The sequence below is a fragment of the Salipiger aestuarii genome (genome assembly GCF_003259905.1).
Taxonomy (GTDB): domain Bacteria; phylum Pseudomonadota; class Alphaproteobacteria; order Rhodobacterales; family Rhodobacteraceae; genus Salipiger; species Salipiger aestuarii.
This window is the reverse complement of the sequence record NZ_QLMG01000008.1, coordinates 101,581-128,486: the sequence shown is the minus strand read 5'-3', so window position 1 is coordinate 128,486 and position 26,906 is coordinate 101,581. Positions and strand designations below refer to the sequence as shown.

Sequence of the window (26,906 nt, the reverse complement as noted above, 5' to 3'; positions counted from 1 at the left end):
AGGCCGACGAAGTCGCGGTCGCCGCGGCGATGCTGTGTTCAGAGCGGGCAAGCTTTACCAACGGGTCGGCCTGGCGGGTCGACGGTGGCGCGGTGGCCGCGATCAACACCTGACCCCATTCAAGAAAGGAGACCTCTCATGAAGGATCTCGACGATTTTCTCCCCGACCCCGAATATATCGACGACCAGTACAGGGGCGCCGACAAGCTGGCGGGCAAACGCGCTCTGATTTCGGGCGGTGACAGCGGCATCGGCCGCGCTGTCGCCCTGCATTTCGCCCGCGAAGGCGCGCGCGTCGCGATCATCTACCACAGCGCCGATGACAAGGCCGAAGAAACCCGCAGGGGGCTTGAAGCCGAAGGCGCCGAGGCGCTGGTGATCCGGGCCGACCTGTCCGACCGCGCGGCCTGCGATCGGGCCATAAGGACGGTGGTGGACACCTGGGGTGGCATCGACGTGCTGGTGAACAACGCGGGCATGCAAAAACCCTACGATGATCTGGTCGATGTCGATGACGACGACTGGCGCTTGCATTTCGCGGTGAACATCGACGGGATCTTTTACCTGAGCCGTGCCGCCCTGCCTCATATGGCCGAAGGCACAAGCATCATCAACACCAGCTCGGTCAACGCCTTTGTCGGCAACGACACGCTGCTGCCCTACACCACCACCAAGGGCGCCATCGTCAGCTTTACCCGCGCGCTGGCCAAGCAGCAGATGGGCAGGATTCGTGTGAACGAGGTCGCTCCGGGACCGATCAACACCGACATCCAGTCGGTTTTCGCGGATTTCGACGAAGACATCCTGAAAAACATGGCCGCCCCCATGGGCCGCGTGGGCCAACCTCGCGAGGTCGCCCCCGCCTATGTGTTCCTTGCCAGCCGCGACGGGTCGTTCGTGACGGGGCAAACCCTACATGTGAACGGCGGCATGATCTGCAACGGCTGAATGGGTGTGCGACAAGCCAACGGCGCTTTGTCACAGGGGCGTCGTTTCACGTCTGCGAATCAGGAAAGATCAGGCGGCGGCGATCCCCAGGGAGGAGGAGAGGAGATCGCCGCCAATTTCCGGGGTTTAGGGAGGAGGAGAAACCCCAGGAAACTGTATGGCACCATCGGCGCCTTGAATTCACCCTAGCGCATGCCGCACCGCAGCACAATTGCTGCAACTGCAAAGCGGAAATGCACCTCCCGCATAGCTTTCCGATCCCCCCTCGGCGGCGCGCAACCCCGCCCTTCATCTTGCCCGATAAACTCCGGGGGGCCGAAGGCGGGGGCAGCGCCCCCTCTGCCCTTGACGTGCAGCGCCCGCACAGAAACAACGGGGGCCAGCCCATCGGCGCGCCAACAGGAGACGCCCCATGAAATTCCGCTTTCCCATCGTCATCATCGACGAGGATTTCCGGTCCGAGAACACCTCGGGGCTTGGCATCCGCGCCCTTGCCGATGCCATCGAATCCGAAGGGTTCGAGGTGCTCGGCGTCACCTCCTATGGCGATCTGTCGCAATTCGCCCAGCAGCAAAGCCGTGCGTCGGCCTTCGTGCTGTCCATTGATGACGAAGAATTCAGCCCCGGTCCCGACCTGGACCCCGCCGTGCTGCACCTGCGCGAATTCATCGAGGAAGTGCGCTGGAAAAACGCCGATGTGCCGATCTATGTCTACGGCGAAACCAAGACCTCGCGTCACCTGCCCAACGATATCCTGCGCGAGCTGCACGGCTTCATCCACATGTTCGAGGATACGCCGGAATTTGTCGCCCGCCATATCATCCGTGAGGCGCGCGGCTATCTCGAAAGCATCCAGCCGCCGTTCTTCAAGGCGCTGCTGGATTACGCCGAGGATGGCTCGTACTCGTGGCACTGCCCCGGCCATTCGGGCGGCGTTGCCTTTCTGAAATCGCCCATCGGGCAGATGTATCACCAGTTTTACGGTGAAAACATGCTGCGTGCCGATGTCTGCAACGCGGTCGAGGAACTCGGCCAGTTGCTGGACCACAACGGCGCCATTGGCGCATCGGAACGCAACGCGGCGCGGATCTTCAACGCCGATCACTGTTTTTTCGTGACCAACGGCACCAGCACCAGCAACAAGATGGTCTGGCACCACACTGTCGCGCCCGGCGACGTGGTCGTCGTGGACCGCAACTGCCACAAGTCGATCCTGCACAGCATCATCATGACCGGCGCGATCCCGGTGTTCCTGAAACCCACGCGCAACCATTTCGGCATCATCGGCCCGATCCAGCGCAGCGAATTCGAGCCCGAGGCGATCAAGGCCAAGATCGCCGCCAACCCGCTGCTGCAAGGCTACGACCCCGAAACCGTCAAGCCCCGCATCCTGACCCTGACGCAATCGACCTATGACGGGGTGCTGTATAACACCGAGGTCATCAAGGGCTGTCTGGATGGCTATGTCGAAAACCTGCATTTCGATGAGGCATGGCTGCCGCACGCCGCCTTTCACCCGTTCTATGGCCAGTACCACGCCATGGGCCGCAAGCGGGCGCGCACGAAACAGTCGGTGACCTACGCGACGCAATCGGTGCACAAGCTGCTGGCCGGGATTTCGCAGGCCAGCCACGTTCTGGTGCAGGACGCCGAACAGGTGCCGCTGGACCGGCACCTGTTCAACGAATCCTACCTGATGCACACGTCGACCAGCCCGCAATACAGCATCATCGCGTCCTGCGACGTGGCGGCGGCGATGATGGAACCCCCCGGCGGCACCGCATTGGTCGAGGAATCGCTGGACGAGGCGCTGGATTTCCGCCGCGCCATGCGCAAGGTCGACGAGGAATACGGCAACGACTGGTGGTTTCAGGTCTGGGGGCCGGACGAGCTTGCCGACGAAGGCATCGGGCGCACGCGCGACTGGGAGCTCAAGAAAACCGATTCCGAGGGCGTCGAGACCACCGGCGAAGACGCCTGGCACGGCTTTGGCGACATGGCGCCGGGGTTCAACATGCTTGACCCGATCAAGGCGACCATCATCACACCGGGCCTGAACATCGACGGCTGGTTCGAACAGACCGGCATCCCGGCGTCGATCGTGTCGAAATACCTGGCCGAGCATGGCGTCGTGGTGGAAAAGACCGGGCTTTACAGCTTTTTCATCATGTTCACCATCGGCATCACCAAGGGCCGCTGGAACACGCTGCTGGCCTCGCTTCAGCAGTTCAAGGATGATTACGACAAGAACAACCCGCTGTGGAAGGTGATGCCGGAATTTACCGCGCGCCAGCCGCGTTACGAAAAGATGGGGCTGTATGACCTGTGCCAGCATGTGCATGCGCTCTACGCCAAATACGACGTGGCCAAGCTGTCGACGGAAATCTACCTGTCCGACCATCACCCGGCGATGACGCCCTCGGATGCCTTTGCCCAGATCGCCCGGCGCAAGACCGACCGCGTCGAGATCGACAACCTCGAAGGTCGGGTGACCACCAGTCTTGTCACCCCTTATCCGCCGGGCATTCCGCTGCTGATTCCGGGCGAGGTGTTCAACGCGCGCATCGTCGACTATCTGCGTTTCAACCGTGATTTCGCCCGCGAATGCCCCGGTTTCGAAACCGACATCCACGGGCTTGTGGCGGAACGGGACGCGGATGGCGTGATGCGGTATTACGCCGATTGCGTGGCGCGATAGTCAGGCAAAGGGGTTCACCAGACGCAGCCGGTCTTCGATCAGAAGGCCGGCGTGCATGTCCTCGGTGAACAGGGTTTCGCACCCGGCGATCAGCGCGGCGGCGGCGATCATCGCGTCGTAAACGCCAAGCTGATAGCGTTCGGCCAGCGCACGGCCGACGCCGTGGGTCTGCGCGGTCAGCGGCTCGATTTGGCACAGGGTTTCGATGCCTTGCAAAAAGGCGCCCGCGTCGTCCCAGCCCAGCTTTGCCTTGCGGCGGCAATTCACCAGCGCTTCGTTCAGCACCTGTACGCTGATGACGGGACGCCGCGCCAGCAACGCCTCGGCGCGGTCGGCCTTGGGGCCATCGTCCAGCAGGTAAAGAATGACGTTTGTGTCCAGAAACTCAACGCTCATGCGCGGTGTCGCGGCTTAGCCTGTCTTCGGGGGCGAGACGTCCGCGAAAGCGGCGCAGCCCTTGCAGCACGTCTTCGGCGCGGGGCTGGCGCGTCACCGCAAGACCCGCATCGCCGGGCACCAGCTCGACCTGATCGCCCTCGCGCAGGTCCAGCTTGCGCACAAGATCGGCGGGCAGGCGCACCGCCAGCGAATTTCCCCATTTTGCGATCTGCATGGTTGGCTCTCCTGGATATACATTCTCTTATGTATATCATCGCCCGCCGCGGCACAATCCCGGCAACGCCGCGCCGGCGCGGTCGAACTGTTTGGCGTCTCCGCCGGGGATGTCGCGTCGGGTCAAGCACATCGAAGAGACGGTTGGCCCGCGTTCGTTCCTGCCCCGTCCCCGCTTCCGCACCGTGATCTCTGGCGCGCCCCGCGTCTTCATCTTGCCGGATAAACTCCCGCCGGAGGCTGTCGTAACGCGGCGGCCAGGCGATCCCGTGCCATAAGGTCAGGCGCCCCAGATCACCGCGCAGTTCGCGGTGATCCGGGGGGCGCCAAGCCGGTTGTCGAACACGGTTTCGGTGCCGTCTTCATATGCGGTTTCGGTGGCGATGTAGCCGCTGTCGATGCGCGCCACGAGGCGGACGTCCTGGAAATCCTGAGCGTCCTGCGCATAGGTTTCGCCGTTGTACAGCGTCGCGCCGTCTTCGGACCACTGGTAATCCTGTGGAAAGCTCTGGTCGGCGGGCACATAATAGACGTTGTAGCCGGAATAGACGTAGGTTTCGTCTCCGTCTTCGGTCCGTGTGGATTCGACATAATCGGCGGGCAGCACATACAGTGTTCCGCTGTCTTCGGGCATGGTAAAGCCGACCGTATCGCCATCGCCTGCGGTCACTTCGGTAAAATCATCGACAAGCGCGAAATCCTCCAGCGGCGCGGGGCTGGCCGCGATCCCGGCGGCGGTAAAGATCAGTGGGTCGCCCCCGGCCTCGTCATCGGGGCTGTTGTCATCGGGTGCGGCCGGTTCCGCGACGGCGGCGTCCACTGTTTCCCGATCGCCTTCGGACTGGGCGGCGTTCTCGGCCGCGCCGGTCGCGACGTCGATGTCGATCACGTCGCCATTGTCTTGGGGGGGGTCGGTTTCGCCCTCGTCCGCAGGGTTATCCGAGGTCATGTCGGTCACCATGAAGGCCGAGATTCCCAGGACCCCGGCAAACAACGCAACCATTCCGAACATGACCCCAACTCCGTTTTATGACCCACCTTTTTCACCATAGCCTGCGACACTTGGGCAAGCCTTAAGAAAGGTGCAAATTCACGCCGGCCGCGACGCATTGCGCAAAGCATTTGGATAGAATTGTGCGGGGCCGGGGCAGCACCCGTAAAACCGCCTAAAAATCGCGTCGGATTTTCGACGTTTCCAAACCAATCGCCACAATTCCGCTGACCCCGCGCCCCGCTGGCAGCCAGCCAAGCCGGTAGCTCTGACATCCGACGATGGATGAGAGCTGATGCCAAACTATACCCTTGACGAAGACGAACGCTTTGCGATGCAGACCGTCACAACGGGCATGTTCGGGGCGAATTACGTCACCATATACGATTACGAAATCTCGCAAGCGCCAGAGCTGATCGCGCAGCTGGCGTCGCTGAACGTCAGCACGTTGCGATTTCCCGGCGGCAGCGTAACCGAAAACGCGTTCACCAAAGCGAGCTTCCAGACCGGGAATTACGGCGCGCAGTTCCATACCCGCGCCGACGGGTCGACGCAAAATCTGACCACGCTTGGCGAGTATTTCGCCGTCGCGGGGCAGGTCGGCGCCGATGCGCAGCTTGTCATCCCGACCCGTGTCGCCTTTGCCCAGTCGGCGGCGCAGGCGCTGGCGCAGGGCACATATGGCACGCGCAGCGCCATCGATTCCGCCTATTTCGACCACCTTGCCGATTTCATCGACACCGCGCGGGCCGAGGCGCGCGCCAACGGGGTCGAGATCACCAGCGTCGAGATCGGTAACGAATTCTGGGGCAGCGGCGAGATGACCGCGGCCGAATACGGCTATCTCGCGGGCGAAGTCACCAACTTCATGGCGGCAACCTATCCCACCATCGACGTCACCGTGCAGATCACCGCCTCGACCGGTATCTTCAGCCCGCTGACCGACCGGCTGGCCTATCTGGAACCCGACGGGGCGGGGGATTTCATCCTGCATTGGGCGGATGATCACAACGGCAGGCTGCCGTCGGGCTGGCGCACGGCCACGGTGCCCGCGCAGGGCAACGCGATCACCCAGACCACCGCCATCGCCGATGCCCTCGTCGAAGCGGGCGCCGTGAACAGCATCGCCGGGGTGGTGCAGCACATTTATTTCGACGACGGCTTCGCCGGCATCGACACCGAAAACGAATTTGCGCTGAACGTCATCAAGTCGATCTTTGAAAACGTCACCGGCCTTGGCGACGTCGAAATGACCGTCAGCGAATGGAGCCCGCGCAACGCACGCGGCGAGGACAGCAACAGCGGCAACGCCAACGGGCTGCACTACGCCCATACCGTCGTCGAGGCGTTTTTCGAACTTTCCGCCGCCGGCGTGGACCATGCCAATTTCTGGCCCATCACCTTTTCCAGCGCCAAGACCTATCGCACGCTGATCGATTCCGACGAGGCCATGCTGACCTTTGGCGGAATCGCCTTTCAGTGGCTGGCGCAAAGCGCGGCGGGGCTGCGCAGCGTTCTGGATTTCTCGGTCGAGGGGCGGATCGACGTGCACGGGTTCGGCAATGCCGACACGCTGGCGCTGTTCGCGGGCGAACGCAGCGGGCGGGATGTGGCCAATGTCAGTCTGGATCTGTCGGAGATGTTCGACGCGACCGACTGGTTCGCGCTGGTCAGCACGCTGGGCAGCGAAAGCGGCACCCATGCCGACTCCGATGCCGACCCGCTCGTCACGCATTTCGACGGCTATGTCGGGTCGGGCGAAAACATCACCCTGGGCCTTGATGCCTGGAACATGGCGCGGGTCGAATTGCAGGCGATCACGGCGGGCGGCGACGCCATCCAGGGCGCCGCGGGCAATGACACGATGCGCGGCGATGCGGGCGACGACACCCTGCGGGGCAGCGACGGAGATGACCAGATCAAGGGCCAGGCCGGCGCCGACCTGCTGTACGGCGGGCAGGGCAACGACTGGCTGTCGGGCGGCTGGGGGGACGACACCATCTACGGCGGCAACGGCACCGATTCGCTTTATGGCGGCGGCGGCGCGGACGTGATGCGCGGCGGCGCGGGCGGTGATGTGCTTTACGCCGATGCCGGGCGCGATTTCGTGCAGGGCGAGGATGGCAACGATCATATCTGGCTGGATGGTGAGGCGGTGTTCGCGCGGGGCGACGCGGCTGAAAACGTCAGTTCGCGCGCCCAGGTCGGCACCGGCCAGATGATCGGTCTGGGCGGCAAGACCCTGATTGAGGCGGTCAGCCGGGGCGGCGATGGCTATGATGTGCTGCATCTGACCGACGAAGCGGACGCGTTTTTCCTGCATGACGCGATCACCGGGTTCAACGACAATGTTGCCCTGTCGCGGGATTCCGCGGGGCGCGCCTCGGCCGAGCGGTTCATCGGCATCGAACAGATCGAAACCGGCGGCGGCGCCGATCTGGTGGATTTCACCAGTCCCGACTATTCGATGGCCGGCAAATCGGTCCGGGTCGATCTGGGGGCGGGCAACGACGTTTTCTGGGGCACCGACAGCGATGACGTGGTGATCGGCGGCGCTGGAAACGACACGATCTTCGGCGGCACCGGAACCGACCGCCTGACAGGCGGCAGAGGCGCGGATGCCTTTGAATTCACCGAAACATCGCGGCGTGTCACGGTGACCGATTTCAACCCCGACGAGGGCGACACGCTGTGTTTCTACAACGCCGGGTCGCTGGTGTTCGACGAAAGCAGCATCAGCCTGACCGCGCGGGGCGTGTCGATCATGATGACCGACAGCGACACCGGCGCGCGCGAGGTGATGCATGTGACGCTGGAGGGCGCCGGCGATTTCTCGCTGTCTCAGATCACCGGGGCAATGGAATTTTTCTAGCGCAATTGGCCCAGGCGGCCTTTCCAGCCTGACAGGACCACGGTCTTGAACGCGCGGTCGCTTTCGACTCGGCGTGGCGGTATTGTCGTACAGTCTCTTTGCCTTGTCGATTTCCGGCATCGCGGCCAGGGTTTCGATCGCGATCGGTGTCGATCACGGCAGGGTCGCCCTGGATCGTGGCGCTCGGAAAGGGTGCGGTCAGCGGAGGTGTCGCCGGGTCGCGGGCGGGGCGGTCCAGGGGCCCATAATATTGAAATTCAAACTATATCGACTCAAGGGGGTTTGACGGGCCAAGCGGCCATTGGCGTCGTTGACCCTTCCGTCAGCATGTCGAAACGCTCGGCGTCCGTGGGGGTGTTGCGTATAATGCACATATCTTAAGCATTATGCCCCGGATAGTGATGCAAAAATATGCAAAATCAGGCCGCAGCATATAATTTCGATAAATAGATATTTGCAGTTTCAATCAAATTCGGAGAGCGTCAGGCCGGTCCATATACCAACAGGGAACAGACATGACCAAGCTCAGCAGACGGAACTTCCTCCGCTCCACAGGCATGGCGGGTGCCGCAACGCTGGCCACCCCGCTTGTCGCACGCGCGCAAACCGACACCATCAAGATCGGCGGCCTGCACGACCTGTCAGGTGCCTTGGATGCGGTTGGCGTGCCGATGAACCAGGTGTTCAAGCTTGCCATCGACGAAATCAACGAGGCCGGCGGCCTTTTGGGCAAGATGGTCGAACCCGTCATCTACGATCCGCAGTCGAACATGTCGCTGTATTCGCAATACGCCACGCAGCTGGCGCTGAAGGATCGCGTCGATGTGGTCATGGGCGGCATCACGTCGGCCTCGCGCGAAACCATCCGCCCGATCTTTCACCGCTACAACACCTTCTATTTCTACAACACCCAATACGAAGGCGGCGTCTGCGACCGGAACGAGATCACCCTGGGCACCACCCCCGCGCAGACCGTTGCGCGCCTGATCCCCTATGGCATGAACCTGTACGGCAAGAAGGTGTACACCATCGCGGCCGACTACAACTACGGTCACATCACCGCAGCCTGGGTCAAACGCTACGTCGAGGAAAACGGCGGCGAGGTCATCGAGACCGAGTTTTTCCCGCTGGACGTGTCACAGTTCGGCGCGACCGTGTCCAAGATCCAGGGCGCCAAGCCCGATTTCGTGCTCTCGGCGCTGGTCGGGACCTCGCATATGGGCTTTTACCGCCAATGGGCGGCGGCTGGCATGAAATCGGAAATCCCGGTGATGTCGACCGTGCTGGGCGCGGGCGGGTCGGACCAGCTGATCCTGACCGCCGAAGAAGGCAACGGCATCACCGCATCCTTTGGCTATTTCGAGGAAATCGACAACCCGACCAACAAGGCCTTCCTTGAAAAGGTCGCGGCGGCCTATCCCGACAAGGATTGGGTGATGTCCGAAATTTCCGAAGTCACCTACGAGGCGGTCAGGATGTGGGCCGATGCGGTTGCCGATGCGGGCACCACCGAACGTGACCCCCTGCTCGAAGTCCTGACCTCGGGCAAGACCTACGACATGCCCGCTGGCAAGGTAAAGATCGACCCCAAGACCCACCACGCCATCCGCGACGTCTACATCGCCGAACTGCAAGACCAGGTCTTTGAAATCAAGGAAGCCTTCCCCGACAGCCCGCCCGCCGACACGCAGATGGTTTGCGATCTGGTCGAAAATCCGGATTCGAACAAGCATTTCGAGATCAGCCTCTGATCGCGGCGGCAGGAGACGAGCATGGACTATTCCCTTGTAATCGCGCTTGAAATGGTGCGCGCCGTGGCCTGGCTGGTGCTGCTGGCCTCTGGGCTGGCGATCATCTTCGGCATGATGCGGATCATCAATTTCGCTCATGGCGAATTTCTGATGCTGGGCGGCTATACGGTGGTGATTTCCGCCCGGCATGGCGTGAACGAATGGTTTGCCATGCTCGTCCTTGCGCCCATCGTTGTGGGCATATTCGGTGTGCTGGTCGAGCGGCTGGTGATCCAGCGGCTCTACGGGCGCATCCTTGACAGCCTCTTGGCGACATGGGGGCTGTCGATGCTGATGATCGGCGGCGTGACGATGATTTTTGGCAATTCGGTCACCGGCGTTGCCACCCCGCTGGGCGGCATGAGCATCGGCGACTATCAGGTGCCGCGCTATAACTTCGTGCTGATCTTTGCCGCGATTGCGTTGCTGGTGGCGATCTGGGCGGCGCTGAAATTCACCAAGGCCGGGTTGATCGCCCGTGCCACCATGCAGAACCCGGATATGTCCGAGGCTTTGGGCATCCCGACGCGCTGGGTCTACATGGCGACCTTTGGCATCGGCTCGGCGGTCACCGGGTTTGCCGGCGCGCTGCTGGCGCCGATGACGGGCGTGGTGCCGACGATGGGCGTCAACTTCATCGCGCAAAGCTTTATCACCGTCATCACCGGGGGGGCATCGGTCATCGCCGGCACGCTGACGGCGGCGGGGCTGCTGGGGTCGATCAGCCAGGGAATGACCTTCCTCGCCGGGCCGGTCTATGGCGACGCCGCCCTGCTTCTGGCCGCGCTGGTTCTGTTGCGGCTGCTGCCACAGGGCATCACCGGCCGTATCTTCAAGAAATCTTTGTAAGGGACCACGGTTTCATGGAAAAACCCGTTACCCGAGATCCCGGTTTCTACGTCATGGTCGCCATCGGACTGGCCGTGATGTTCGCAGCCCCGCTGATGCTGGATCTCTTTACCATCATGCAGATCACGCAATACGTCGTGCTGTCGGTGTTTGCCCTGTCGCTGGGCTATATCTGGGGCTTTGGCGGCATCCTGAGCTTTGGTCAGGCGGCATTTTTCGGCCTCGGCGCGTATACGTTCGCGGTGGCGTCGATCAACATGGGGTCGACCACCATCCCGATGGTGCTCGCCTTCATCATCCCGACGATCTTTGGCGTCCTGCTGGGCTATTTCATGTTCTACGGGCGGCTGTCGGATGTGTATCTTGGCGTGGTGACGCTGGTGGTGGCGCTGATCTTCTGGAAGCTTATCAACCACACCGCCGGCCCGGAATATTCCATCGGCTCGGCACGTCTGGGCGGCTTCAACGGCATCCCGTCGATCCCGACGCTGCACATTCCGGGAGACCCGACGGCATGGCTCGACCCGGGCCAGATGTTTCAGGTCTTCATGGGCTTCCTGATCGTCATCTATATCGCGCTGCGGTTCCTGATCGCATCCGACTTTGGCCGCGTGTCCATCGGCATCCGCGAGAACGAGACCCGCGCCAGCCTGCTGGGCTATGATGTGCGCAAGCAAAAAGTCGTCGTGTTTGCCATCGGCGGGGGCATTGCAGGCATCGCAGGCGCGATGTGGGCGACCTATCAGGCCTTTATCGACCCCAATTCGGTGTCGATGGAAATGTCGGCCAAGGCGCTTGTCTGGGTCATGGCCGGGGGTGTCGGCACGCTTGTCGGTCCGATCATCGGCTGCATCCTGTTGCAATGGCTGACGCTGCAACTGGGCACCGTCGATGTGGTCAACTCCATCGCCGTGCTGGGCGCGATCATGATGATCCTCGTGCTGGCGCTGCCCAGGGGCATCGTGCCCACGGTGCGGTCGCTCATGCTGGGGGGCTATTTTCTGTGGAAGCGCAACCACGGCACCACGATCCCCGGAAAGGCGGTGAAGGAATGAACGATATTCTAACCACACGCGGCCTGACCATGCGCTTTGGCGGCGTGACGGCGGTCGACAACGTCGATTTCAATCTGCGCGACGGCGAATTGCGCTGCCTGCTGGGGCCGAACGGGGCGGGGAAATCCACCTTTTTCAAATGCCTTACCGGGCAGCTGACCCCCACCGAAGGCAACGTCACCTTTGCCGGGCAGGACCTCACCGGCGCGCACACCCATCGGATCGTCAACCTTGGGGTCGGCATCAAGACCCAGGTGCCCAATGTGTTCGACGGCATCACCGCCTATGAAAACGTGCGGCTTTCTGCCCGGCGCAAGCATCTGAAACCGCTGGCCCGCGAGCTGACCATGACCACGCTGGAACGCTGTGGCATCACCCATCTCGCCCGGCGCGAGGTTGGCCTGTTGTCCCACGGTCAGCGCCAGCTGGTCGAACTGGCCATGGTGCTGGCGGGCGAGCCGAAACTGATCCTGCTGGATGAACCGGCGGCGGGCATGACCGGCGACGAACGCGACCGCCTGGCGCAGCTGGTGCTGGAATCGGCCCGAAGCGCGGCGGTGGTGGTTGTCGAACACGACATGGCCTTCATCCGCCAGATCGCCAAATTCGTCACCGTGTTCAACCGCGGCGCGATCTTCCGCGAGGCGATGATCGACGACATCATGCAGGACCGCGAGGTCCAGGAGATCTATCTGGGGAAACAGGCCAATGCTGCTTGACGTCAAGGGCCTGTCGGCCGCCTACGGGCTGGTGCCCGCGCTGCACCGCGTCGATTTCCATGCCAATGCGGGCGAGGTCGTCGGCATTCTGGGCCACAACGGCATGGGCAAGACCACGCTGATGCGGTCCATCATGGGCTACGTCAAGGTGACGGGGGGAGAGATCGATTTCGACGGGCAGTCGATCCTTGGCACCGCCGTCAACACGCGGGCCAGGATGGGCATCGGGCTGGTCCCGCAGGGCCGCCAGATCTTTCCCAACCTCACGGTCGAGGAAAACCTGCACGTCGCCATCCCCGGCAAAAAGGCCGAGGTGGCGCGCACCACGGATGAGATGCTCGACCTGTTCCCGCGGCTCAAGCGCCTGCTGGATCGGCGCGGCGGCGCGCTGTCGGGGGGCGAACAGCAGCTGCTGGCGCTGGCCCGGTGCCTCGCCCGCCACCCCCGGCTGATGCTGCTGGACGAGCCGACCGAAGGCATCCAGCCGTCGATCATCGACGAAATCTCGGACACGCTGGCAGGGCTGACCAGACAGATCGACATCACCATCGTGCTGGTGGAACAGAACCTCGATTTCATCACCGGTCTTTCGGATCGCGTCTACGCCATTTCCAACGGCGTGCTGGACCGCGAAATCCCCAAGGCCGAATTGACCGATGCCAGTGCGGTGAGTGCCTTCATGGGTTTCACCGCCTGACCCCGCGCCCCGCTCGGGGCGTCCCAAAAACTACATCATGACAAGGAATGACCGGATGTCTGTGAAACTTCCGAACAAGGAACAACTGGCCGATGTGGCCGAGCGTCTTGGCTTTAACCTCTCGCCCGAGGATGTGACGTCCTTTCAGGGGCTGATGCAGGGCTATGTCGATGCCTATAACGCCGTCGATCTGATGATCGACCCGCTGCCCGAAATCACCTACCCGCGCACGCCCGGCAAACAGCCCCCCGTCGCGGAAAACGAACTGAACGCCTGGTATGTCAAATCCACCGTGCAGGGCGCGCCGGACGGCAAGCTCAAGGGCAAGACCGTTGTTCTGAAAGACAACGTCATGCTGGGCGGTGTGCCGATGATGAACGGCTCGTCGACCCTGGAAGGCTACGTTCCCAACGTCGACGCCACCATCGTCACCCGGATGCTGGATGCGGGCGCGACCATCGTCGGCAAGGCGCATTGCGAATGTTTCTGCATGTCGGGCGGGTCGCACACGTCGGCGCTGGGGCCGGTGTGCAATCCGCACGATCCGACGAAATCGGCGGGCGGGTCGTCTTCGGGTTCGGCGGCATTGGTTGCCAAGGGCGAGGTCGACATGGCCATCGGCGGCGATCAGGGCGGGTCGATCCGCATGCCCTCGGCGTTCTGCGGCACCGTGGGGATGAAGCCGACGCATGGGCTGGTGCCCTATACCGGCATCGTGCCGATCGAAATCACCATCGACCACACCGGCCCGATCACCAGGACCGTCGCCGACAGCGCCCTGATGCTTGAAGTGCTCGCCGGATCGGATGGCTACGACAGCCGCCAGATCGACGTGTCGGTGTCTGACTACACCGGGGCGCTGGACAAGCCGGTCAAGGGCATGAAGGTCGCCATCCTCAAGGAAGGCTTCGGCCATGCCACGTCGCAGGCCGCGTCCGATGACAAGGTCCGCGAGGCGGCGAAAAAGCTTGAGGCGCTTGGTGTGACCGTCGAGGAAGTCTCGATCCCGATGCACCTGATGGGTCTGGCGCTCTGGACACCGATCGGGTTGCAGGGTCTGAACCAGACGATGATGCTGGGCGATGGCTACGGCACATCACGTCCCGACCTGTATGTCACCAGCTTCATGGATTTTCACCGCGGCTGGCGCAATCGCGCCGACGAGCTGTCCGAGACGCTGAAACTGGGCATGCTGTTCGCTCAATATGCCGAGGACAGGCACGGCAAGCGGTATTACGGCAAGGCCCACAACATCGTCAAAACCCTGCGCGCCGCCTATGACAGGGTGCTGGCCGATTACGATGCGATCCTGATGCCGACCGTGCCGATGACCGCAACGCCGATCCCCGGTCCGGATGCCAGCCGCGAGGACATCGTCGAGCGCGCGTTCGAAATGCTGGCCAACACCGCGCCGTTCGATCTTACCCATCATCCGGCGCTGTCGGTGCCCTGCGGCAAGGTCGATGGCCTGCCGGTCGGCATGATGCTGGTCGGCAAGCTGTGGGATGAAAGCACGCTCTACACGCTGGGTGATGCGTTCGAGAAATCGGGCGACTGGACGGCCTGGTAGGCGCTCCCGAACACCTTCCCGGTGGACCTGCCCGCCCCGTGCGTGTCTGGGGCGGGCCTTTTTCCCGCAAGGCAAGACCGATGAAAGACGACGCAGCGCCGCTGATGCTGAAAACCGTTCTGGGACAGGCGGCAGAGGCCCGATGGCACGACCGCCTGCACGCGCTTGAACACGCGGGCGGTCTGGAAACCCTGGCGATTCCCGAAGCCGACGGCGCGCGCAGGCGGATGCGGCTGACCACCGACACGGGGCGCGATTGCGCCATTGCCCTGCCGCGCGAACAGGCGCTGAGCGACGGCGCGGTGCTGTTTCACGACGGGCGGCTGGCCATCGTGGTGCGCATTGATGGCGCGGCGCGGATGCGCCTGCGGCCGGCTTCGGTGGACGACGCGATGCGGCTGGGCCATTGGTGCGGCAACCTGCACTGGAAGGTGGTGTTCGGTCACGGCGTCATGGATGTGGTGCTGGACGGCCCGCGCGCCCGCTACACCGACCGCTTGCACGACCTGCGCGCCCTTGCGGAATTTGAAGTTCTGGACGCGGAATGACCCCGCTGTATGACCCCCCTGCGACCCTGGCCGCCATCCGCGCGATGCAGCTTGCCGACAGCGGTTTTCCATCCGGCGTGTTTGCGTTTTCCTGGGGGCTGGAAAGCGCGCTGGCCGATGGACAGGTCTGCAAACGGACGCTGGCGGACTGGATCGCGGCCGAGTTGCGCACCCGCTGGTACCGCTTTGACCGGATGGCGCTGGCCGGGGGGCACCGCCTGACTGGCGCGATGCTGACCGATTGGTTTCACACTGTCGACACGCTGATGCCGGCCGAGGCGCCGCGCCGCGACAGCACGCACGCGGGCGATGCGCTGTTCGCATCGGCCTGCGCCTTGCGCATCGAACTGGACCCCGGCGCAAAGGCTGCTCAGGCGCAAGGCATCGGGCATTTCTCCGTGACCCACGGCGTGTTCCTGCGCGCCTGCGGGCTGGATTTGCCCAATGCGCTGGCGACCTCGGCCCTAAGCATGGCGCGGGGCGCGTTTTCCGCCGCCGTCCGGCTGGGCGTCGCGGGCGCGATTTCCACCCAAGCCGATCTGCTGGCACTGGCCCCGCTGATCGCCGAACTGGCCACCGAACCCGACCCTGCCGCGCTGCCCGCGAGCGGTATGCCGTTGTCCGACGTGGCGCTGATGCGCCCGCGCTCGGGGCGGCTGTTCATCAACTAGCACGAGGCCCAGGATGCACCTGACCCCCACGGAAATGGAGCGGCTGACCATCTTCACCGCCGCCGAACTGGCCCGCCGCTACCTGTCCAAAGGCATTCGGCTGGCCCACCCCGAGGCGGTCGCGCTCTTGGCCGACGAACTGCTGTCCTTTGCCCGGCTGGGCCACAGCCACAGCGAAATCGTCAGCCATGCGGGCACCTTGCTGACCGCGCAGCAGGTCGAACCGGGCGTGGCGCATATGCTGAAAACCTTTTCGGTCGAGGTGTCGATGGCCGAGGGCACCAAGCTCGTCACCGTCTTTGATCCCATCGCCCCGGCCCCCGGCGATCCCATCCCCGGCGAGGTCATCCCCGCGCAGGGCGAGATCGAAATCAACGCGGGCCGCGACGCGATCACGATCACTGTGCTGAACACCGGCGACCGCACCATCCAGGTGCGGTCCCACGCGCATTTCTTCGAGGTCAATCCGGCCCTGCAATTTGACCGCGAGGCGGCGTTCGGGATGCGGCTAGACCGGCCATCCGGCGGCGGAGAACGGTTCGATCCGGGCATCGAAAAACAAATCGTTCTGGTGCCTTACGGCGGCAAGCGCGTTGTTCACGGCTTTGCCGGGCTGACCGAGGGGCCGGTCGACAGCGGGCTTGCCAGCGCCGTCGCAGCGGCCACCGCGCGGGGGTACATGAAATGAAACTGACGCGCGACGCCTATGCCCGGCTGTACGGGCCGACCACCGGCGACATGGTGCGCCTTGGCGATACCTCGCTGCTGGCCGAAATCGAATACGACCACACCCACCCCGGCGACGAGCTGACCGCAGGCGCGGGCAAGATCATGCGCGACGGCGAAGGTTTCTGCCCCACCGGCACCGCCGCCAATGGCGCGCTGGACATGGTCATCATGAACGCGGTCATCATCGACGCCGAACTGGGCATCCTCAAGGGCGATATCGGCATCCGCGACGGGCGCATCACCGGGGTGGGCAAGGCCGGCAACCCCGACATCATGAACGGCGTGACGGATGGCATGGTGACCGGCCCCAACACCACGGTGGTGCATGGCGACAACCATTTCGTCACCGCCGGCGCGATCGAGGCGCATGCGCATTTCCTGTCGCCGCAACAATGCCACCACGCGCTGGCGGGGGGCTGTACGACAATGATCGGCATGTCTCCGGGGCCGAATTTCGATGTGTCCTGTTCGGGGCCGAACGTGCTTGGGCGGCTCATTCAGGCGGCGGATGAATATCCGCTGAATTTCGGCTTTCTGGGGCGCGGAAACAGCAACCCCGACGCGGTGGCCGAAAGCGTGTCGGGCGGTGCACTTGGGGTGAAGATTCACGAAGATTTCGGCGCGTCCCCCGCGGTGCTGGACGGCACGCTGACCGCCGCGGACAAGTCGGATTTCTCGGTGCATCTGCACACCGATACCATCAACGAATTCGGGTTCTATGAAACCACGATGACCGCCATCGCCGGGCGGTCCATCCACATGTACCACACCGAAGGCGCGGGCGGCGGCCATGCCCCCGACATTTTGGTGGTGAACGGCTATCCCAACGTGCTGCCGTCCTCGACCAACCCCACCAACCCCTACACGCTGCCCGCTTTGGAAGAGGGCGTGCCGATGACCATGCTCGCCCACATGATGAGCTTTGATCTGATCGAAGATGTCGCTTTTGCCGAGGCCCGCATCCGGCCCCAGTCCATGGCCGCCGAGGATCTGCTGCACGACATGGGGGCGATCTCGATCTTTGCCACCGACACCCAGGGCATGGGGCGGCTTGCCGAAAACCTTGCGAAATGCTGGCAGCTGGCCTCGGTGATGAAAGACCGCGCGGGGCGCCTGCCCGATGAGACGACCGCAAGCGCCGACAATCAGCGCATCCTGCGTTACGTCGCCAAATACACCATCAACCCGGCGATTGCGGCGGGGATCGACGATGAGGTCGGCAGCATCGCGCCGGGCAAGATGGCCGATCTCGTGCTGTGGCCGTTCGCCTCTTTCGGGGCCAAACCGACCACGGTGATCAAATCGGGCACCATCGTCTGGGCCACCATGGGCGATGGCAACGGCAGCTTTTCTGGGTCCGAACCGATGATCCACCGGCCGATGTGGGGCGCGCTGGGGACCGCCAGACATCGCCTTGGGGTGACTTTCGTGTCCGAACTGGCGATCAAGGCGGGGACCGCGGCCAGGCTGGGCGTGCAAAAACCCTTTGTCCAGATCCGCGACACCCGAAAGCTGGGAAAACAGGACATGATCCGCAACACCGCGCTGCCGAATATCAGCGTCGATCCACAGACCTTCGAGGTCGAGGCCGACGGCATTCCCCTGACGGCGGAACCCGCCCGCACCGTCCCCCTTGCAAGAAAGTACTTTCTAAGATGACCGCCGCCCGCGTCGGCATCGGCGGCCCCGTCGGCTCCGGCAAGACCGCCCTGATCGAAGCCATCCTGCCGCGCCTGGCCGAATCGGGGATCGACACCGCCGTCATCACCAACGATCTGGTGACGGATGAAGACGCCGAGCGTCTGCGCAGAGGCGGCCGGTTGCCCCCCGACCGGGTGCGCGCGGTGCAGGCCGGGGCCTGCCCGCATACGGTGATCCGCGAAGACCCCACGCTGAACATGGCCGCCGCCGACCGGCTTGAAGCCGATTTTCCGGGGCTGGATCTGATCCTGATCGAATCCGGCGGCGACAACCTGGCCTCGACCTTTTCGCCCGATCTGGTGGATTTCTGGATGTTCGTGATCGACGTGGCCGGGGGCGACGACATCCCGCGCAAAAAGGGGCCGGGCATCTTGCAGGCCAATCTGCTCGTCATCAACAAGGCCGATCTGGCGCCGCATGTGGGTGTCGATTTCCCCAGAATGCTGGCCGAGGCCACCGCGGTGCGCGGCGGCGGCACGGTTCTTCCGACGGTCTGCCGCAAGGGGACCGGCATCGCCGGGGTTGTCGAACACCTGCGCCGTGAGGTGCTGTTCAAGTGAAGGATGCCGAACCGGACCGCGCCCAGGTTTCGCTGATCTGCGGCATCGCGCCGGATGGCGGTACGTCGCTGCTGGACCGGCATGTGGAATGGCCGTGGTCGCTGCCGCGCGGCTATCGGCGGGCCGGGCTGCATGGCCCGCTGACGGTGTTGCCGCAATGCGCCGGGGCGGCCCTGCTGCCCGGCGATCACTGGCGGCACGAGGTGACGGCCAAGGCAGGCGCCGGCGTCGATCTGACCAGCGCCGGGGCGCTGATGATCCACGCCGATGCGCGGCGCGGGCGCGAATGCCGGTCCGACTGGACCCTGCGCGCCGATGCGGGCGCCACGCTCCGTCACCTCGCCGATCCAAACGTGCTGATGACCGGGGCAAAGATGCGCCAGCGGATTTCGGTCACGCTTGGCGCGGGCGCCAAGGCGGTGCTGTTCGACGGTTTCTGCCGCCGCGATCCCGCAGCGCCGGACGTCGGGGGGCGCTGGCGGTCCGATCTGCACATAATGAACGACAGGCGCGAAACCCTGCTGCGCGAACGCCAGCATGTGACCGAGGCCGATCTGATCGCGCTCAGGGCCCTGAAGGGCGGCATGACCGCCTTTGGCACCGTGACGGTCATCGGCAGCGCGCCGTTCGACGACGGTCCGCTGGACCTGCCCGACGCTTATGTCGCCGCGGGGGCCGCGCGCGGTGGGGCAGGGCAGATCATCCGCATCGCCGCAGTGACCGGAGGCGCGCTTGACCGCGCCTTCCGGCAAATCCGCGCGCTTATCTGAACGGCGTCAGATCGGGGCGTCTGGTGTGAAAATCCGTCACCCGCTGGAACCCGGCGCCCAGCTTGAACAGCTTGTCCTCGGTCAGCGCGGGCCCCATCAGCTGAAAGCCGATCGGAGCGCCCCGGCTGTCGAACCCGCCCGGCAGGGTCAGCGACGGGCAGCCGGTGAAATCCGCCGGCGCGGTGAATTTCAGCATATCGCCCAGGTTTTCGTTCTTGCCCGCCGACGGCGCGCCATAGATGTTGTCCAGCTCGGGCATCGGCCCGCCGGTGATCGGCAACAGCACCGCATCCAGCCCATGCATCGCCCGCGCGACCGACCCGTTATAGACCAGCCGCCATTGCATCGCCGCGCCGACCTCCCGCGCGGTCAGGCCGAGACCGTAATCCAGCAGTTCGGTCAGATGCGGCCCGTAGCCGTCGCGCTGTTCGGGGAACCGGCCCTGATGCGCCAACGCCACCTCGACTGCGCAAAGCACCGTCCATTGATCCACCGCGTCGGCGGGGAAGGGAAAGGACATCGGCACGATCTCGGCGCCCAGCGATTCATAGACAGCGACAGCCTCGGTGATGACCGCAGCCGTTTCGGGGGCGGCAGCGTCGATCACCGCCGCGCGGTCCAGGCCGATCCGCATCCCCCGGATCGGCCCGCTGCAGGCGGCAAGGTAGTCCGGCACCGGGGCCATCAGCGCCGTTGGGTCGTTCACATCCGGTCCCGCGATGGCGGTCATGATCGCGGCGCAATCGGTTGCGGCGCGTGCCATAGGACCGACGTGATCCAGACTGTCGGCCAGCGCGAACACGCCGTGACGGCTGACCCGGCCCCAGGTGCCCTTCATCCCGGTGATACCGTTGCACCCCGAGGGAAAGCGGATCGACCCGCCGGTGTCCGACCCGGTTGCGCCAAAGGCCATGCCCGCCGCCACCGACACGCCCGACCCGGACGAAGACGACCCGGCCCAGCATGCCGGGTTCCACGGGTTTTTCGGAACGGGCATCTGGTCGTTGTGACCCGAATAGGCGCCCTCTGTCATGCCCAGCTTGCCGATGGTGATGCAGCCCGCCTGTTCCAGCCGCGCGGTCACGGTGGCGTTGCGCCCCGTGGCGTTGTCCCTGAGCAACGCCAGCCCTGCCGAGGTGGGCGCGAAATCGGTTTCGCACAGATCCTTGAAAGCAACCGGAATGCCGTGCAGCGGCCCCCGGTCCAGCCCGGCGGCGCGTTCACGCGTCGCGATTTCGGCCTGTTCCAGCGCGCGCTCGGCGGTAAGCGTGATATAGGCGGTGAGCGCGCCGTCAACCTCGGACACGCGGGCAAGAACGGCCTGTGTGACATCCAGCGGGGTGGCCTGACGGGACGCGACAAGCGCGCTGACTTCCATCAGAGACAGGTCGGGAATGTCGCGCGTCGACAGGGTCGCGGACTGAGTGCGGGCGTTCATGGGCGTCTCCTTGATTTGATTTCCAATATTTGAAATGGAAAATACCTTGGATGCAAACGCCGCGTGACGCGATACTCGTTTTGTCGCGTTTGTGGGGGCTGCGGGCCCGAGGCTGCACAGAAATCGGGCACTCGGGGCGCCACATGGGCCGCTTACCTCCACAGGATTTGTGGGAAGATGCAACCTGCGCTACCGATTCACGGTATGAAAATCGGTTTGATCCTCTCTCATGACGGGCTCGCGGGCATCTGGACATCCGGTTGCCAGGGGGCCGCGCTGCTGGCCGCCGCAGAGCTGAACGCCGCGGGCGGTGTGCTTGGCCAGGAAATCGAGCTGGTCGAGGTAGATTCGGGCGAAACCCAGGACAGCGCCTTTCAGGCGGCGCAGCGGCTGGCCATCGACGAAAACATCGACGCCGCGATCGGGCTTCAATCCAGCGATCTGCGTCCCGCCGTCCGGCGTGGGCTGTGTGGGCTTGCGCCCTATATCTACACCCCGCATTACGAGGGCGGTTTCTGCGGCCCCGGCACCGCGCAGCTTGGCATCACCGATGCCGAGGTGCTGAACCCAAGTCTTGACTGGATGGTCAGCCACCGCAAGGCACGCCGCTTTTTCTTTGTCGGCAACGACTATATCTGGCCGCGCGCCGCCCACGGCACCACCATGGATGCGGTGAGGCGGGTCGGCGGGCACTTCATCGGCGATGCGCTTCTGCCGTTTGGCAGCCGCGACTATGCCGAGATTCTGGACCGAATCCGCAAGGCGCGCGCCGATGTTGTGGTGATTGCCATGCTGGGCGAGGATTCCATCTGTTTCAACCGCGCCTTTGCCGAGGCGGGTCTGAGCAGCACCATCACCCGCCTGAACCTGGCCTTTGACGAAATGCAGCTGCTGGCGCTGGCCGATGGCGGCACGGAAAACCTGTTCGCCGCCCAGGCCTATTTCGACACCAGCCGGGGCCACGGGCGCGACGCACTGGTGGAACGCTATGACGCCTGTTTCTCGGGGCGACGACCGTCGATGACGGCCAATTCGGTGCAATGCTACGACGCGATCTTCCTTGTGGCGGCGATCGCGAGGCAGGTCGGGCGAATTGATGGCTGCCGCATGGCGCATTTCCTGCGCCCGCGCCTGCAACGCGATCTGGCCTACCGGATGATTGGGCGCGAGGCCGATGCCAACGTGCGGCTGGCCGAGGCGGACGGGGTGGATTTCGTGGTCAGGCGCGCCTTTGTCAGCTGACGGGCCGATCTGCGACATTTGCGCCGCCAGCTATCTGCGCATCGGTATTGGATTTTTCAAATGTTGTGGCATAGTGCAACCATGAGTGCTACATCCGGAGCAGTGTTCAGCTTGTCCAGGGAAAGCGCCATGGCAGATCCTAAGTTTACCGAGCAGCTTGGCTATCTTATCGCGCGGGCGAACCGGCTGATCGAGGATGACCTGGCCAGGCGGCTGTCGGCCAATGGCATCGCCATCGAACAGTACCGCGTGCTCAAATCCCTGGAAGAAGAAGGCCCGCTGCCCATGGGGCGCCTGGCCGAGCGGGTGCTGGTCGAACCCGCCACCCTGACCAAGATCATCGACAGGATGGTGCGCGAGACCCTGGTGTTCCGCGTGCCCGACGAAAAGGATCGCCGCAAGGTGCGCGTCGCCCTGTCGACCGCCGGCGTGGCGATGTGCCGCCAACTTGAAGAAATCGGCGACGATCATGAACGGCACATCTCGGACACGCTGGGCGCCGATCATCTGGGCGACGTGCGGCGCATCCTGTCCGATCTGGGCGCCTGAGCCGAGCAGGCGTTCCGCAAGGCGCGCCTATCGGTCCAGCGGCGCCAGCCCGGCGCGGATGTCGCGCGGTGTGGCCTGGAAATGCCGCGAAAAGCTGCGCGAAAAATGCGACACGCTGCGAAACCCGGTCCGGTAGGCGACCTCGGAAATCGCGACGCCCCCACGGGCGTCCGCCACCAGTATCTCATAGGCCGCTTGCAGGCGCCGGTTGCGAATAAAGCCCGCCACCGTCTCGTTTCCTTCGGCGAACAGCGCATAAAGATAGCTGCGCGACACGCCGACCGCGCTGGCCACGCCGCCCGGATCAAGCGCCGGGTCGGACAGGTGCGTTTCGATATGATCCATGATGCGCTGCCGGGTGCGGCTGCGGCCGGTGCGCGACAGGTTGTCGTCGCAGTCCTCTTCGGCGCCGATCATCAGCGCGGTCAGGGCGACGATTTCGGCCGCCAGCGCCTCGGGGCGGGGGGGCGGCGCGGCGCTGCGGAACACCTGCGCGGTGGCCGACAGGGTGCGCGACACCAGCGCGGACATCTGCGGATTGGGGCGGAACCGCCCGCCGACATGGGCCTCGGCGCCCGCCAGCCGGTCCCGCAGCGCGCGGGCGGGCAGCACCGCCGCCCATTGCGCCAGATCCGTGGCCGCGCGCAGGTCATAAAACCGGTCGGCGCGCAGCAGAACATAGGCCCCGGGGCGCGCCTCGCCCGTCAGGCCGGACTGGCAGAAGCGGACCGGCGCGTGCGTTGGAAAGATCAGGTGATAGCCGGGTGCGGCTCCGGGGGCCGCCGCGTTGACGTGATGCGACCGCCCCTGGCCCCGGTGCAGGATTTGCAGGCTGCCAAGCGTGACGCGCAGCGGGTCTGTCAGGGTCAGCGAAGGCGACCGAAGTATCATGGGGGCGTGTCCGTCCAGGGCGCGCGTTCAGGCGGCGCGGGATTGAATGACGCCGACGCGGCTTGCCGCGAGGGTCAGCGCAAGCGGCCCCTCGGGGGCGGTGTCGGTAATCAGCAGATCGACATCGGCCCAATCCGCGATGCGGGCGAGCGCGGGCTGGTCGAATTTGGAATGATCGGCAAGGATGGCGACCCGGCGGGCCTGGCGGATCATCCTTCGGCAGATCCCGGCGGCGTGATCGTCGATGTCATGCGCGCCAAGCGCGTCGATCCCCGACGCGCCGAGAATGGCCCAGTTGGCGCGATAGCGGGTCAGTTCCTCGATGGCCTGCGGCCCCCAGACATAGCGCTCGCCCGGATGCAGCCGCCCGCCAAGCGCAATGATCTGGGAACTTGCGCCGCCGCACAGCGCCTCGGCCACGGCGTGGTCATTGGTGATCGCCGTGATCTGCGGGCAGGCGGCGGCGATCTGGCGGGCGGCATGCCAGCAGGTCGCCCCGCTGCCCAGCATCACCACATGGCCGGGGGCCAGCAACGTCGCCGCCCTGGCGCCGATCCGTTCGCGCGCGCCCACATGCATGGTCCGGCGTTCCGCGATCGGCGCCTCGAAGCGCAGCGGGCGTTCGGCGCCGCCATAAGTGCGGCGCAGCAGCCCGCGCCGGTCCAGGTCGATCAGGTCGCGACGGATGGTTTCATGCGACACGCCCAGCATCCGCGCCAGCTGCGACGCGCGCAGCGAGGGTTGCGCGCGCAACTCGGCCAGGATCCGGTCCTGCCGGTCGGCACGAGGGCGCCGCGGGCGCGTGGAAGGCATTGTTCGTTCGGCCATTCGTACCCGGCAAGGTGAAAGATCCGCGCCCCGGCGCGGCCGGTTCACTCTCAGGTTCTAAAATTGAACATTCAAGTAAATCTGCGGCAAAAAACCGGTCAGCCGGGGCCGATTGCCTGTTTTCCAGGCGTCAGACCCGCCGCAGCCAGGTATCGAACCGCGGGTCGGTCATCATCGCCCGCCCCCGCATGTATTTCCACAGCCCGTATTTCTGGAAATCGAAATCCCAGTCGGTCAGCTTGCGGTTCACCACCGCCCAACCGCCCCATTTCAGATCCGCGAGCACCCGGCACAGCGCCACCCGCGCCTGCATCTGCGGCGTGACGGTGCCGAAATAGGTTTCGATCAGCGCATCGGTGTCGTCCTCTTCCAGGAACATCTCGCAGGCGAACACGCCGATGTCGTAGCTGCGTTCATTGGCCGAGGCGAATTCGTAGTCGATCAGCTTCAGCGCGCCATCCGGGGCGAACAGGAAATTGCCCGGCATCGGATCGTTGTAGCAGGTCACAAGATCCATCCCCGACGCGGTGAACGCGGCACGGATTTTTTCGTAGTGGTGCAGCAGCCACGGCAGATCCTGCGGCATTGACGAGCCAAGCTCCGCCGCCTGTTCCAGATGCTCGTCGACCAGATCGAAGATCGTCTTGACCTGGCTTAGCACCGGGCCGGAATGCAGGGTGCGAAACAGCCGGATCACCTGGTTGCGCACGTCGGCGCGCATGAAATCCGCTGTGGTGCAGGTGGTGTGATTGTCGAGAAACTCATGCACCTCGATGCCGGTTTCTGGGTCGTGAAACACCACTTCGGGCGCGATGCCAAGGCCATGCGCATGGCGCGCGGCCTCATGGGATGTACTGCGATTGATGAACATCTCGGTGCCCTCGCCGGGGATCTTCAGGAAATAGCTGCGCGCATCCCCCGCCACCTCGATCCGCCAGTTGCGGTTGTTCAGCCCGCCGACCATCATCCTGTAGGACACATGCGCCGCGCGGCCCCGCCAGTCGGGCACCAGCCGGATGGCGGCCTCGGCGTTGCGTTCATCGGTGGTGCGGGCCTCGCCCATGCGACGTTTTTCGATCATGCGCCGACCCTCAGTCTTTCGCCGAAGCGGGGATCGCGAAGGGCGGCGCGCAAACGTACAAGGCGCCACAGGCCGAACTTGTAGAATTCCTCGGTACGGCGCGGGCTGAGGTGTCCCATCAGCATCCCGATCATCGTCCAGCGCAGATCGTCGGCGATGCCGCACAGGCGCACGCGGTCAAACACCGCGTCTTCGTCGGGCAGGCCAAAGGCGGCGGAAGCCCGCGAAAACGCAGCGCGGGCGAGGGGGTCGAACGCGTACATTTCCACCAGCGCGCTGCCCAGCTCGGCGCAGGCGGTGCCCATGCCGGCACGGTCGAAATCGACCAACCGGATGTCGCCCTGGGCGTTGAACATCACATTGGACAGGTTGCCATCGCCGTGAATCGGCACCGGTGGCCCGGCGCCGGCGCGCTCGGACGCGAGCATGACGGTGTCATAGGCATAGCCCAGATCCGGCGCGACCGGCGCGCCGGTTTCCTCGATCAGCGCGTGAAACCGGCGCAGATCGGCGAACACATCGGCGCGACCGGGCAGGGGGGCGCCCGCCGCCAGCCGCGCCCGCGCGTCCAGCACCCGGTCGACGAACCCCGGATCGTCCGCGTGTTCCAGCCCGGCGGTGCGCCAGCCCTCGCCCAGATATTCCGTCACCAGCACCCCGGCCCGCGCATCCGATGCCAGCACGCGCGGGCCCACACCCGCCTCGCCGGCGATGCGCGCGGCGGCAAAGGCATGTTCGGGCGCGATGTAGAATGCGGTATCCGGGTGCAGGTGTTTCACGAACAAACGCGCGCCGGTCTGCGGGTCGCGCGCGACCAGCGGCGCACCGTCCACCCCGCGCCAGGACGGCGAGGCAAGCACCGGGATCGCCGCCTCGATTTCGACCGGGCGGTCCTGCCAGCCGGGAATGCCGGTGATCACGGAACGGATGACTGGGCTGCGGTCCATGGCGTCCTCGTTGTTGCGCGGCCCATGATGGCACGGGGGATTGCCGGAGTCGCGGGGCGATGGCGGGCCGGTTTGTCCCTGCGTCCACCATGTCGTGCCTGTGGGGCGCGGGGGCTGTTCGCGGCGCGGTGCAGGGCGCAGGATGCAGGG

At 64.6% G+C, this 26,906-nt stretch carries 25 protein-coding genes; 17 read left to right on the top strand and 8 right to left on the bottom strand.

Annotated features, from left to right (window positions below; translation table 11 throughout):
- Positions 1–138 precede the first annotated feature (138 nt).
- Positions 139–948, top strand: coding sequence for an SDR family oxidoreductase (locus tag ATI53_RS06725; RefSeq protein ID WP_111550006.1), 810 nt, complete (start codon positions 139–141; stop codon positions 946–948).
- Positions 949–1,360: 412 nt separating this feature from the next.
- Complete coding sequence (locus ATI53_RS06720) at positions 1,361–3,646, top strand: arginine/lysine/ornithine decarboxylase (RefSeq protein WP_009504100.1); 2,286 nt, start codon at positions 1,361–1,363, stop codon at positions 3,644–3,646.
- Here the strand turns inward: ATI53_RS06720 and ATI53_RS06715 are convergent, their stop codons facing one another.
- From ATI53_RS06715 to ATI53_RS06705, 3 genes are all read right to left on the bottom strand, one after another.
- Positions 3,647–4,042 carry a PIN domain-containing protein gene (locus tag ATI53_RS06715; protein WP_009504101.1) on the bottom strand — a complete coding sequence of 132 codons (396 nt, stop codon included), beginning with the start codon at positions 4,040–4,042 and terminating at the stop codon, positions 3,647–3,649.
- Positions 4,032–4,259 (bottom strand): AbrB/MazE/SpoVT family DNA-binding domain-containing protein, encoded by a 228-nt coding sequence (locus ATI53_RS06710; protein ID WP_009504102.1) that lies wholly within the window; start codon positions 4,257–4,259, stop codon positions 4,032–4,034. The genes ATI53_RS06715 and ATI53_RS06710 overlap by 11 nt, the downstream gene beginning before the upstream one ends.
- A gap of 279 nt (positions 4,260–4,538) precedes the next feature.
- A complete protein-coding gene (locus tag ATI53_RS06705; protein WP_111550005.1) occupies positions 4,539–5,270 on the bottom strand; it encodes a hypothetical protein in 732 nt (243 codons plus the stop codon).
- Between the two features lie 274 nt (positions 5,271–5,544).
- Between ATI53_RS06705 and ATI53_RS06700 the strand changes: the two genes are divergently transcribed.
- The 13 genes from ATI53_RS06700 (at position 5,545) to ATI53_RS06640 (ending at position 19,780) form a co-directional block, all read left to right on the top strand.
- Positions 5,545–8,121 (top strand): calcium-binding protein, encoded by a 2,577-nt coding sequence (locus ATI53_RS06700; protein WP_111550004.1) that lies wholly within the window; start codon positions 5,545–5,547, stop codon positions 8,119–8,121.
- Between the two features lie 515 nt (positions 8,122–8,636).
- A complete protein-coding gene (locus ATI53_RS06695) occupies positions 8,637–9,872 on the top strand; it encodes a transporter substrate-binding protein (RefSeq protein ID WP_034452177.1) in 1,236 nt (411 codons plus the stop codon).
- A 21-nt stretch (positions 9,873–9,893) separates the two neighbouring features.
- On the top strand, positions 9,894–10,760 hold the full coding sequence (locus ATI53_RS06690; protein WP_009504106.1) for a branched-chain amino acid ABC transporter permease: 867 nt from the start codon (positions 9,894–9,896) through the stop codon (positions 10,758–10,760).
- 14 nt (positions 10,761–10,774) lie between these two features.
- The gene (locus ATI53_RS06685; RefSeq protein ID WP_009504107.1) at positions 10,775–11,815 is read left to right on the top strand and encodes an ABC transporter permease subunit; all 1,041 of its coding nucleotides are present in this window, start codon (positions 10,775–10,777) and stop codon (positions 11,813–11,815) included.
- Positions 11,812–12,534 (top strand): ABC transporter ATP-binding protein, encoded by a 723-nt coding sequence (locus tag ATI53_RS06680; protein WP_111550003.1) that lies wholly within the window; start codon positions 11,812–11,814, stop codon positions 12,532–12,534. Before ATI53_RS06685 ends, ATI53_RS06680 begins: the two co-directional genes overlap by 4 nt.
- Positions 12,524–13,231, top strand: coding sequence for an ABC transporter ATP-binding protein (locus tag ATI53_RS23840; protein WP_009504109.1), 708 nt, complete (start codon positions 12,524–12,526; stop codon positions 13,229–13,231). Before ATI53_RS06680 ends, ATI53_RS23840 begins: the two co-directional genes overlap by 11 nt.
- Before the next feature lie 55 nt (positions 13,232–13,286).
- The gene (locus ATI53_RS06670) at positions 13,287–14,801 is read left to right on the top strand and encodes an amidase (RefSeq protein ID WP_009504110.1); all 1,515 of its coding nucleotides are present in this window, start codon (positions 13,287–13,289) and stop codon (positions 14,799–14,801) included.
- Between the two features lie 80 nt (positions 14,802–14,881).
- Complete coding sequence (locus tag ATI53_RS06665; RefSeq protein WP_009504111.1) at positions 14,882–15,349, top strand: urease accessory protein UreE; 468 nt, start codon at positions 14,882–14,884, stop codon at positions 15,347–15,349.
- A complete protein-coding gene (locus ATI53_RS06660) occupies positions 15,346–16,020 on the top strand; it encodes an urease accessory protein UreF (RefSeq protein WP_111550002.1) in 675 nt (224 codons plus the stop codon). Before ATI53_RS06665 ends, ATI53_RS06660 begins: the two co-directional genes overlap by 4 nt.
- 13 nt (positions 16,021–16,033) lie before the next feature.
- Complete coding sequence (ureB, locus tag ATI53_RS06655) at positions 16,034–16,708, top strand: urease subunit beta (RefSeq protein ID WP_034452180.1); 675 nt, start codon at positions 16,034–16,036, stop codon at positions 16,706–16,708.
- Positions 16,705–18,408, top strand: a complete 1,704-nt coding sequence (ureC, locus tag ATI53_RS06650; RefSeq protein WP_009504114.1) for an urease subunit alpha — start codon at positions 16,705–16,707, stop codon at positions 18,406–18,408. Before ureB ends, ureC begins: the two co-directional genes overlap by 4 nt.
- Positions 18,405–19,010 (top strand): urease accessory protein UreG, encoded by a 606-nt coding sequence (gene ureG / locus ATI53_RS06645; protein ID WP_111550001.1) that lies wholly within the window; start codon positions 18,405–18,407, stop codon positions 19,008–19,010. Before ureC ends, ureG begins: the two co-directional genes overlap by 4 nt.
- Positions 19,007–19,780, top strand: a complete 774-nt coding sequence (locus ATI53_RS06640) for an urease accessory protein UreD (RefSeq protein WP_111550000.1) — start codon at positions 19,007–19,009, stop codon at positions 19,778–19,780. The genes ureG and ATI53_RS06640 overlap by 4 nt, the downstream gene beginning before the upstream one ends.
- Here the strand turns inward: ATI53_RS06640 and ATI53_RS06635 are convergent.
- Positions 19,773–21,218, bottom strand: a complete 1,446-nt coding sequence (locus tag ATI53_RS06635; protein WP_009504117.1) for an amidase — start codon at positions 21,216–21,218, stop codon at positions 19,773–19,775. The genes ATI53_RS06640 and ATI53_RS06635 overlap by 8 nt on opposite strands.
- 204 nt (positions 21,219–21,422) lie before the next feature.
- Here ATI53_RS06635 and ATI53_RS06630 point away from each other — a divergent pair, with 204 nt between their 5' ends.
- Both ATI53_RS06630 and ATI53_RS06625 read left to right on the top strand, forming a co-directional pair.
- On the top strand, positions 21,423–22,460 hold the full coding sequence (locus ATI53_RS06630; protein ID WP_034452182.1) for a substrate-binding domain-containing protein: 1,038 nt from the start codon (positions 21,423–21,425) through the stop codon (positions 22,458–22,460).
- A gap of 129 nt (positions 22,461–22,589) precedes the next feature.
- Entirely contained in the window at positions 22,590–23,009 is a 420-nt protein-coding gene (locus ATI53_RS06625) for a MarR family winged helix-turn-helix transcriptional regulator (RefSeq protein ID WP_009504120.1), read from the top strand.
- A gap of 27 nt (positions 23,010–23,036) precedes the next feature.
- On the opposite strand, the gene ATI53_RS06620 is transcribed toward ATI53_RS06625, so the two are convergent.
- From ATI53_RS06620 to ATI53_RS06605, 4 genes are all read right to left on the bottom strand, one after another.
- The gene (locus ATI53_RS06620) at positions 23,037–23,900 is read right to left on the bottom strand and encodes a helix-turn-helix domain-containing protein (protein WP_009504121.1); all 864 of its coding nucleotides are present in this window, start codon (positions 23,898–23,900) and stop codon (positions 23,037–23,039) included.
- Positions 23,901–23,927: 27 nt separating this feature from the next.
- On the bottom strand, positions 23,928–24,713 hold the full coding sequence (locus tag ATI53_RS06615; RefSeq protein WP_009504123.1) for a DeoR/GlpR family DNA-binding transcription regulator: 786 nt from the start codon (positions 24,711–24,713) through the stop codon (positions 23,928–23,930).
- A gap of 145 nt (positions 24,714–24,858) precedes the next feature.
- Complete coding sequence (locus ATI53_RS06610; RefSeq protein WP_111549999.1) at positions 24,859–25,809, bottom strand: choline/ethanolamine kinase family protein; 951 nt, start codon at positions 25,807–25,809, stop codon at positions 24,859–24,861.
- The gene (locus tag ATI53_RS06605) at positions 25,806–26,756 is read right to left on the bottom strand and encodes a phosphotransferase (protein WP_111549998.1); all 951 of its coding nucleotides are present in this window, start codon (positions 26,754–26,756) and stop codon (positions 25,806–25,808) included. The genes ATI53_RS06610 and ATI53_RS06605 overlap by 4 nt, the downstream gene beginning before the upstream one ends.
- Positions 26,757–26,906 lie beyond the last annotated feature (150 nt).

Coding starts and splice junctions, on each gene's coding strand:
- ATI53_RS06670 (WP_009504110.1), top strand. CDS start 13,287: ATGTCTGTGAAACTTCCGAACAAGGAACAACTGGCCGATGTGGCCGAG.
- ureB (WP_034452180.1), top strand. CDS start 16,034: ATGCACCTGACCCCCACGGAAATGGAGCGGCTGACCATCTTCACCGCC.
- ATI53_RS06610 (WP_111549999.1), bottom strand. CDS start 25,809: ATGATCGAAAAACGTCGCATGGGCGAGGCCCGCACCACCGATGAACGC.
- ureG (WP_111550001.1), top strand. CDS start 18,405: ATGACCGCCGCCCGCGTCGGCATCGGCGGCCCCGTCGGCTCCGGCAAG.
- ATI53_RS06685 (WP_009504107.1), top strand. CDS start 10,775: ATGGAAAAACCCGTTACCCGAGATCCCGGTTTCTACGTCATGGTCGCC.
- ATI53_RS06615 (WP_009504123.1), bottom strand. CDS start 24,713: ATGCCTTCCACGCGCCCGCGGCGCCCTCGTGCCGACCGGCAGGACCGG.
- ATI53_RS06695 (WP_034452177.1), top strand. CDS start 8,637: ATGACCAAGCTCAGCAGACGGAACTTCCTCCGCTCCACAGGCATGGCG.
- ATI53_RS06620 (WP_009504121.1), bottom strand. CDS start 23,900: ATGATACTTCGGTCGCCTTCGCTGACCCTGACAGACCCGCTGCGCGTC.
- ATI53_RS06680 (WP_111550003.1), top strand. CDS start 11,812: ATGAACGATATTCTAACCACACGCGGCCTGACCATGCGCTTTGGCGGC.
- ATI53_RS23840 (WP_009504109.1), top strand. CDS start 12,524: ATGCTGCTTGACGTCAAGGGCCTGTCGGCCGCCTACGGGCTGGTGCCC.
- ATI53_RS06720 (WP_009504100.1), top strand. CDS start 1,361: ATGAAATTCCGCTTTCCCATCGTCATCATCGACGAGGATTTCCGGTCC.
- ATI53_RS06700 (WP_111550004.1), top strand. CDS start 5,545: ATGCCAAACTATACCCTTGACGAAGACGAACGCTTTGCGATGCAGACC.
- ATI53_RS06690 (WP_009504106.1), top strand. CDS start 9,894: ATGGACTATTCCCTTGTAATCGCGCTTGAAATGGTGCGCGCCGTGGCC.
- ATI53_RS06710 (WP_009504102.1), bottom strand. CDS start 4,259: ATGCAGATCGCAAAATGGGGAAATTCGCTGGCGGTGCGCCTGCCCGCC.
- ATI53_RS06705 (WP_111550005.1), bottom strand. CDS start 5,270: ATGTTCGGAATGGTTGCGTTGTTTGCCGGGGTCCTGGGAATCTCGGCC.
- ATI53_RS06630 (WP_034452182.1), top strand. CDS start 21,423: ATGAAAATCGGTTTGATCCTCTCTCATGACGGGCTCGCGGGCATCTGG.
- ATI53_RS06665 (WP_009504111.1), top strand. CDS start 14,882: ATGAAAGACGACGCAGCGCCGCTGATGCTGAAAACCGTTCTGGGACAG.
- ureC (WP_009504114.1), top strand. CDS start 16,705: ATGAAACTGACGCGCGACGCCTATGCCCGGCTGTACGGGCCGACCACC.
- ATI53_RS06715 (WP_009504101.1), bottom strand. CDS start 4,042: ATGAGCGTTGAGTTTCTGGACACAAACGTCATTCTTTACCTGCTGGAC.
- ATI53_RS06625 (WP_009504120.1), top strand. CDS start 22,590: ATGGCAGATCCTAAGTTTACCGAGCAGCTTGGCTATCTTATCGCGCGG.
- ATI53_RS06605 (WP_111549998.1), bottom strand. CDS start 26,756: ATGGACCGCAGCCCAGTCATCCGTTCCGTGATCACCGGCATTCCCGGC.
- ATI53_RS06660 (WP_111550002.1), top strand. CDS start 15,346: ATGACCCCGCTGTATGACCCCCCTGCGACCCTGGCCGCCATCCGCGCG.
- ATI53_RS06725 (WP_111550006.1), top strand. CDS start 139: ATGAAGGATCTCGACGATTTTCTCCCCGACCCCGAATATATCGACGAC.
- ATI53_RS06635 (WP_009504117.1), bottom strand. CDS start 21,218: ATGAACGCCCGCACTCAGTCCGCGACCCTGTCGACGCGCGACATTCCC.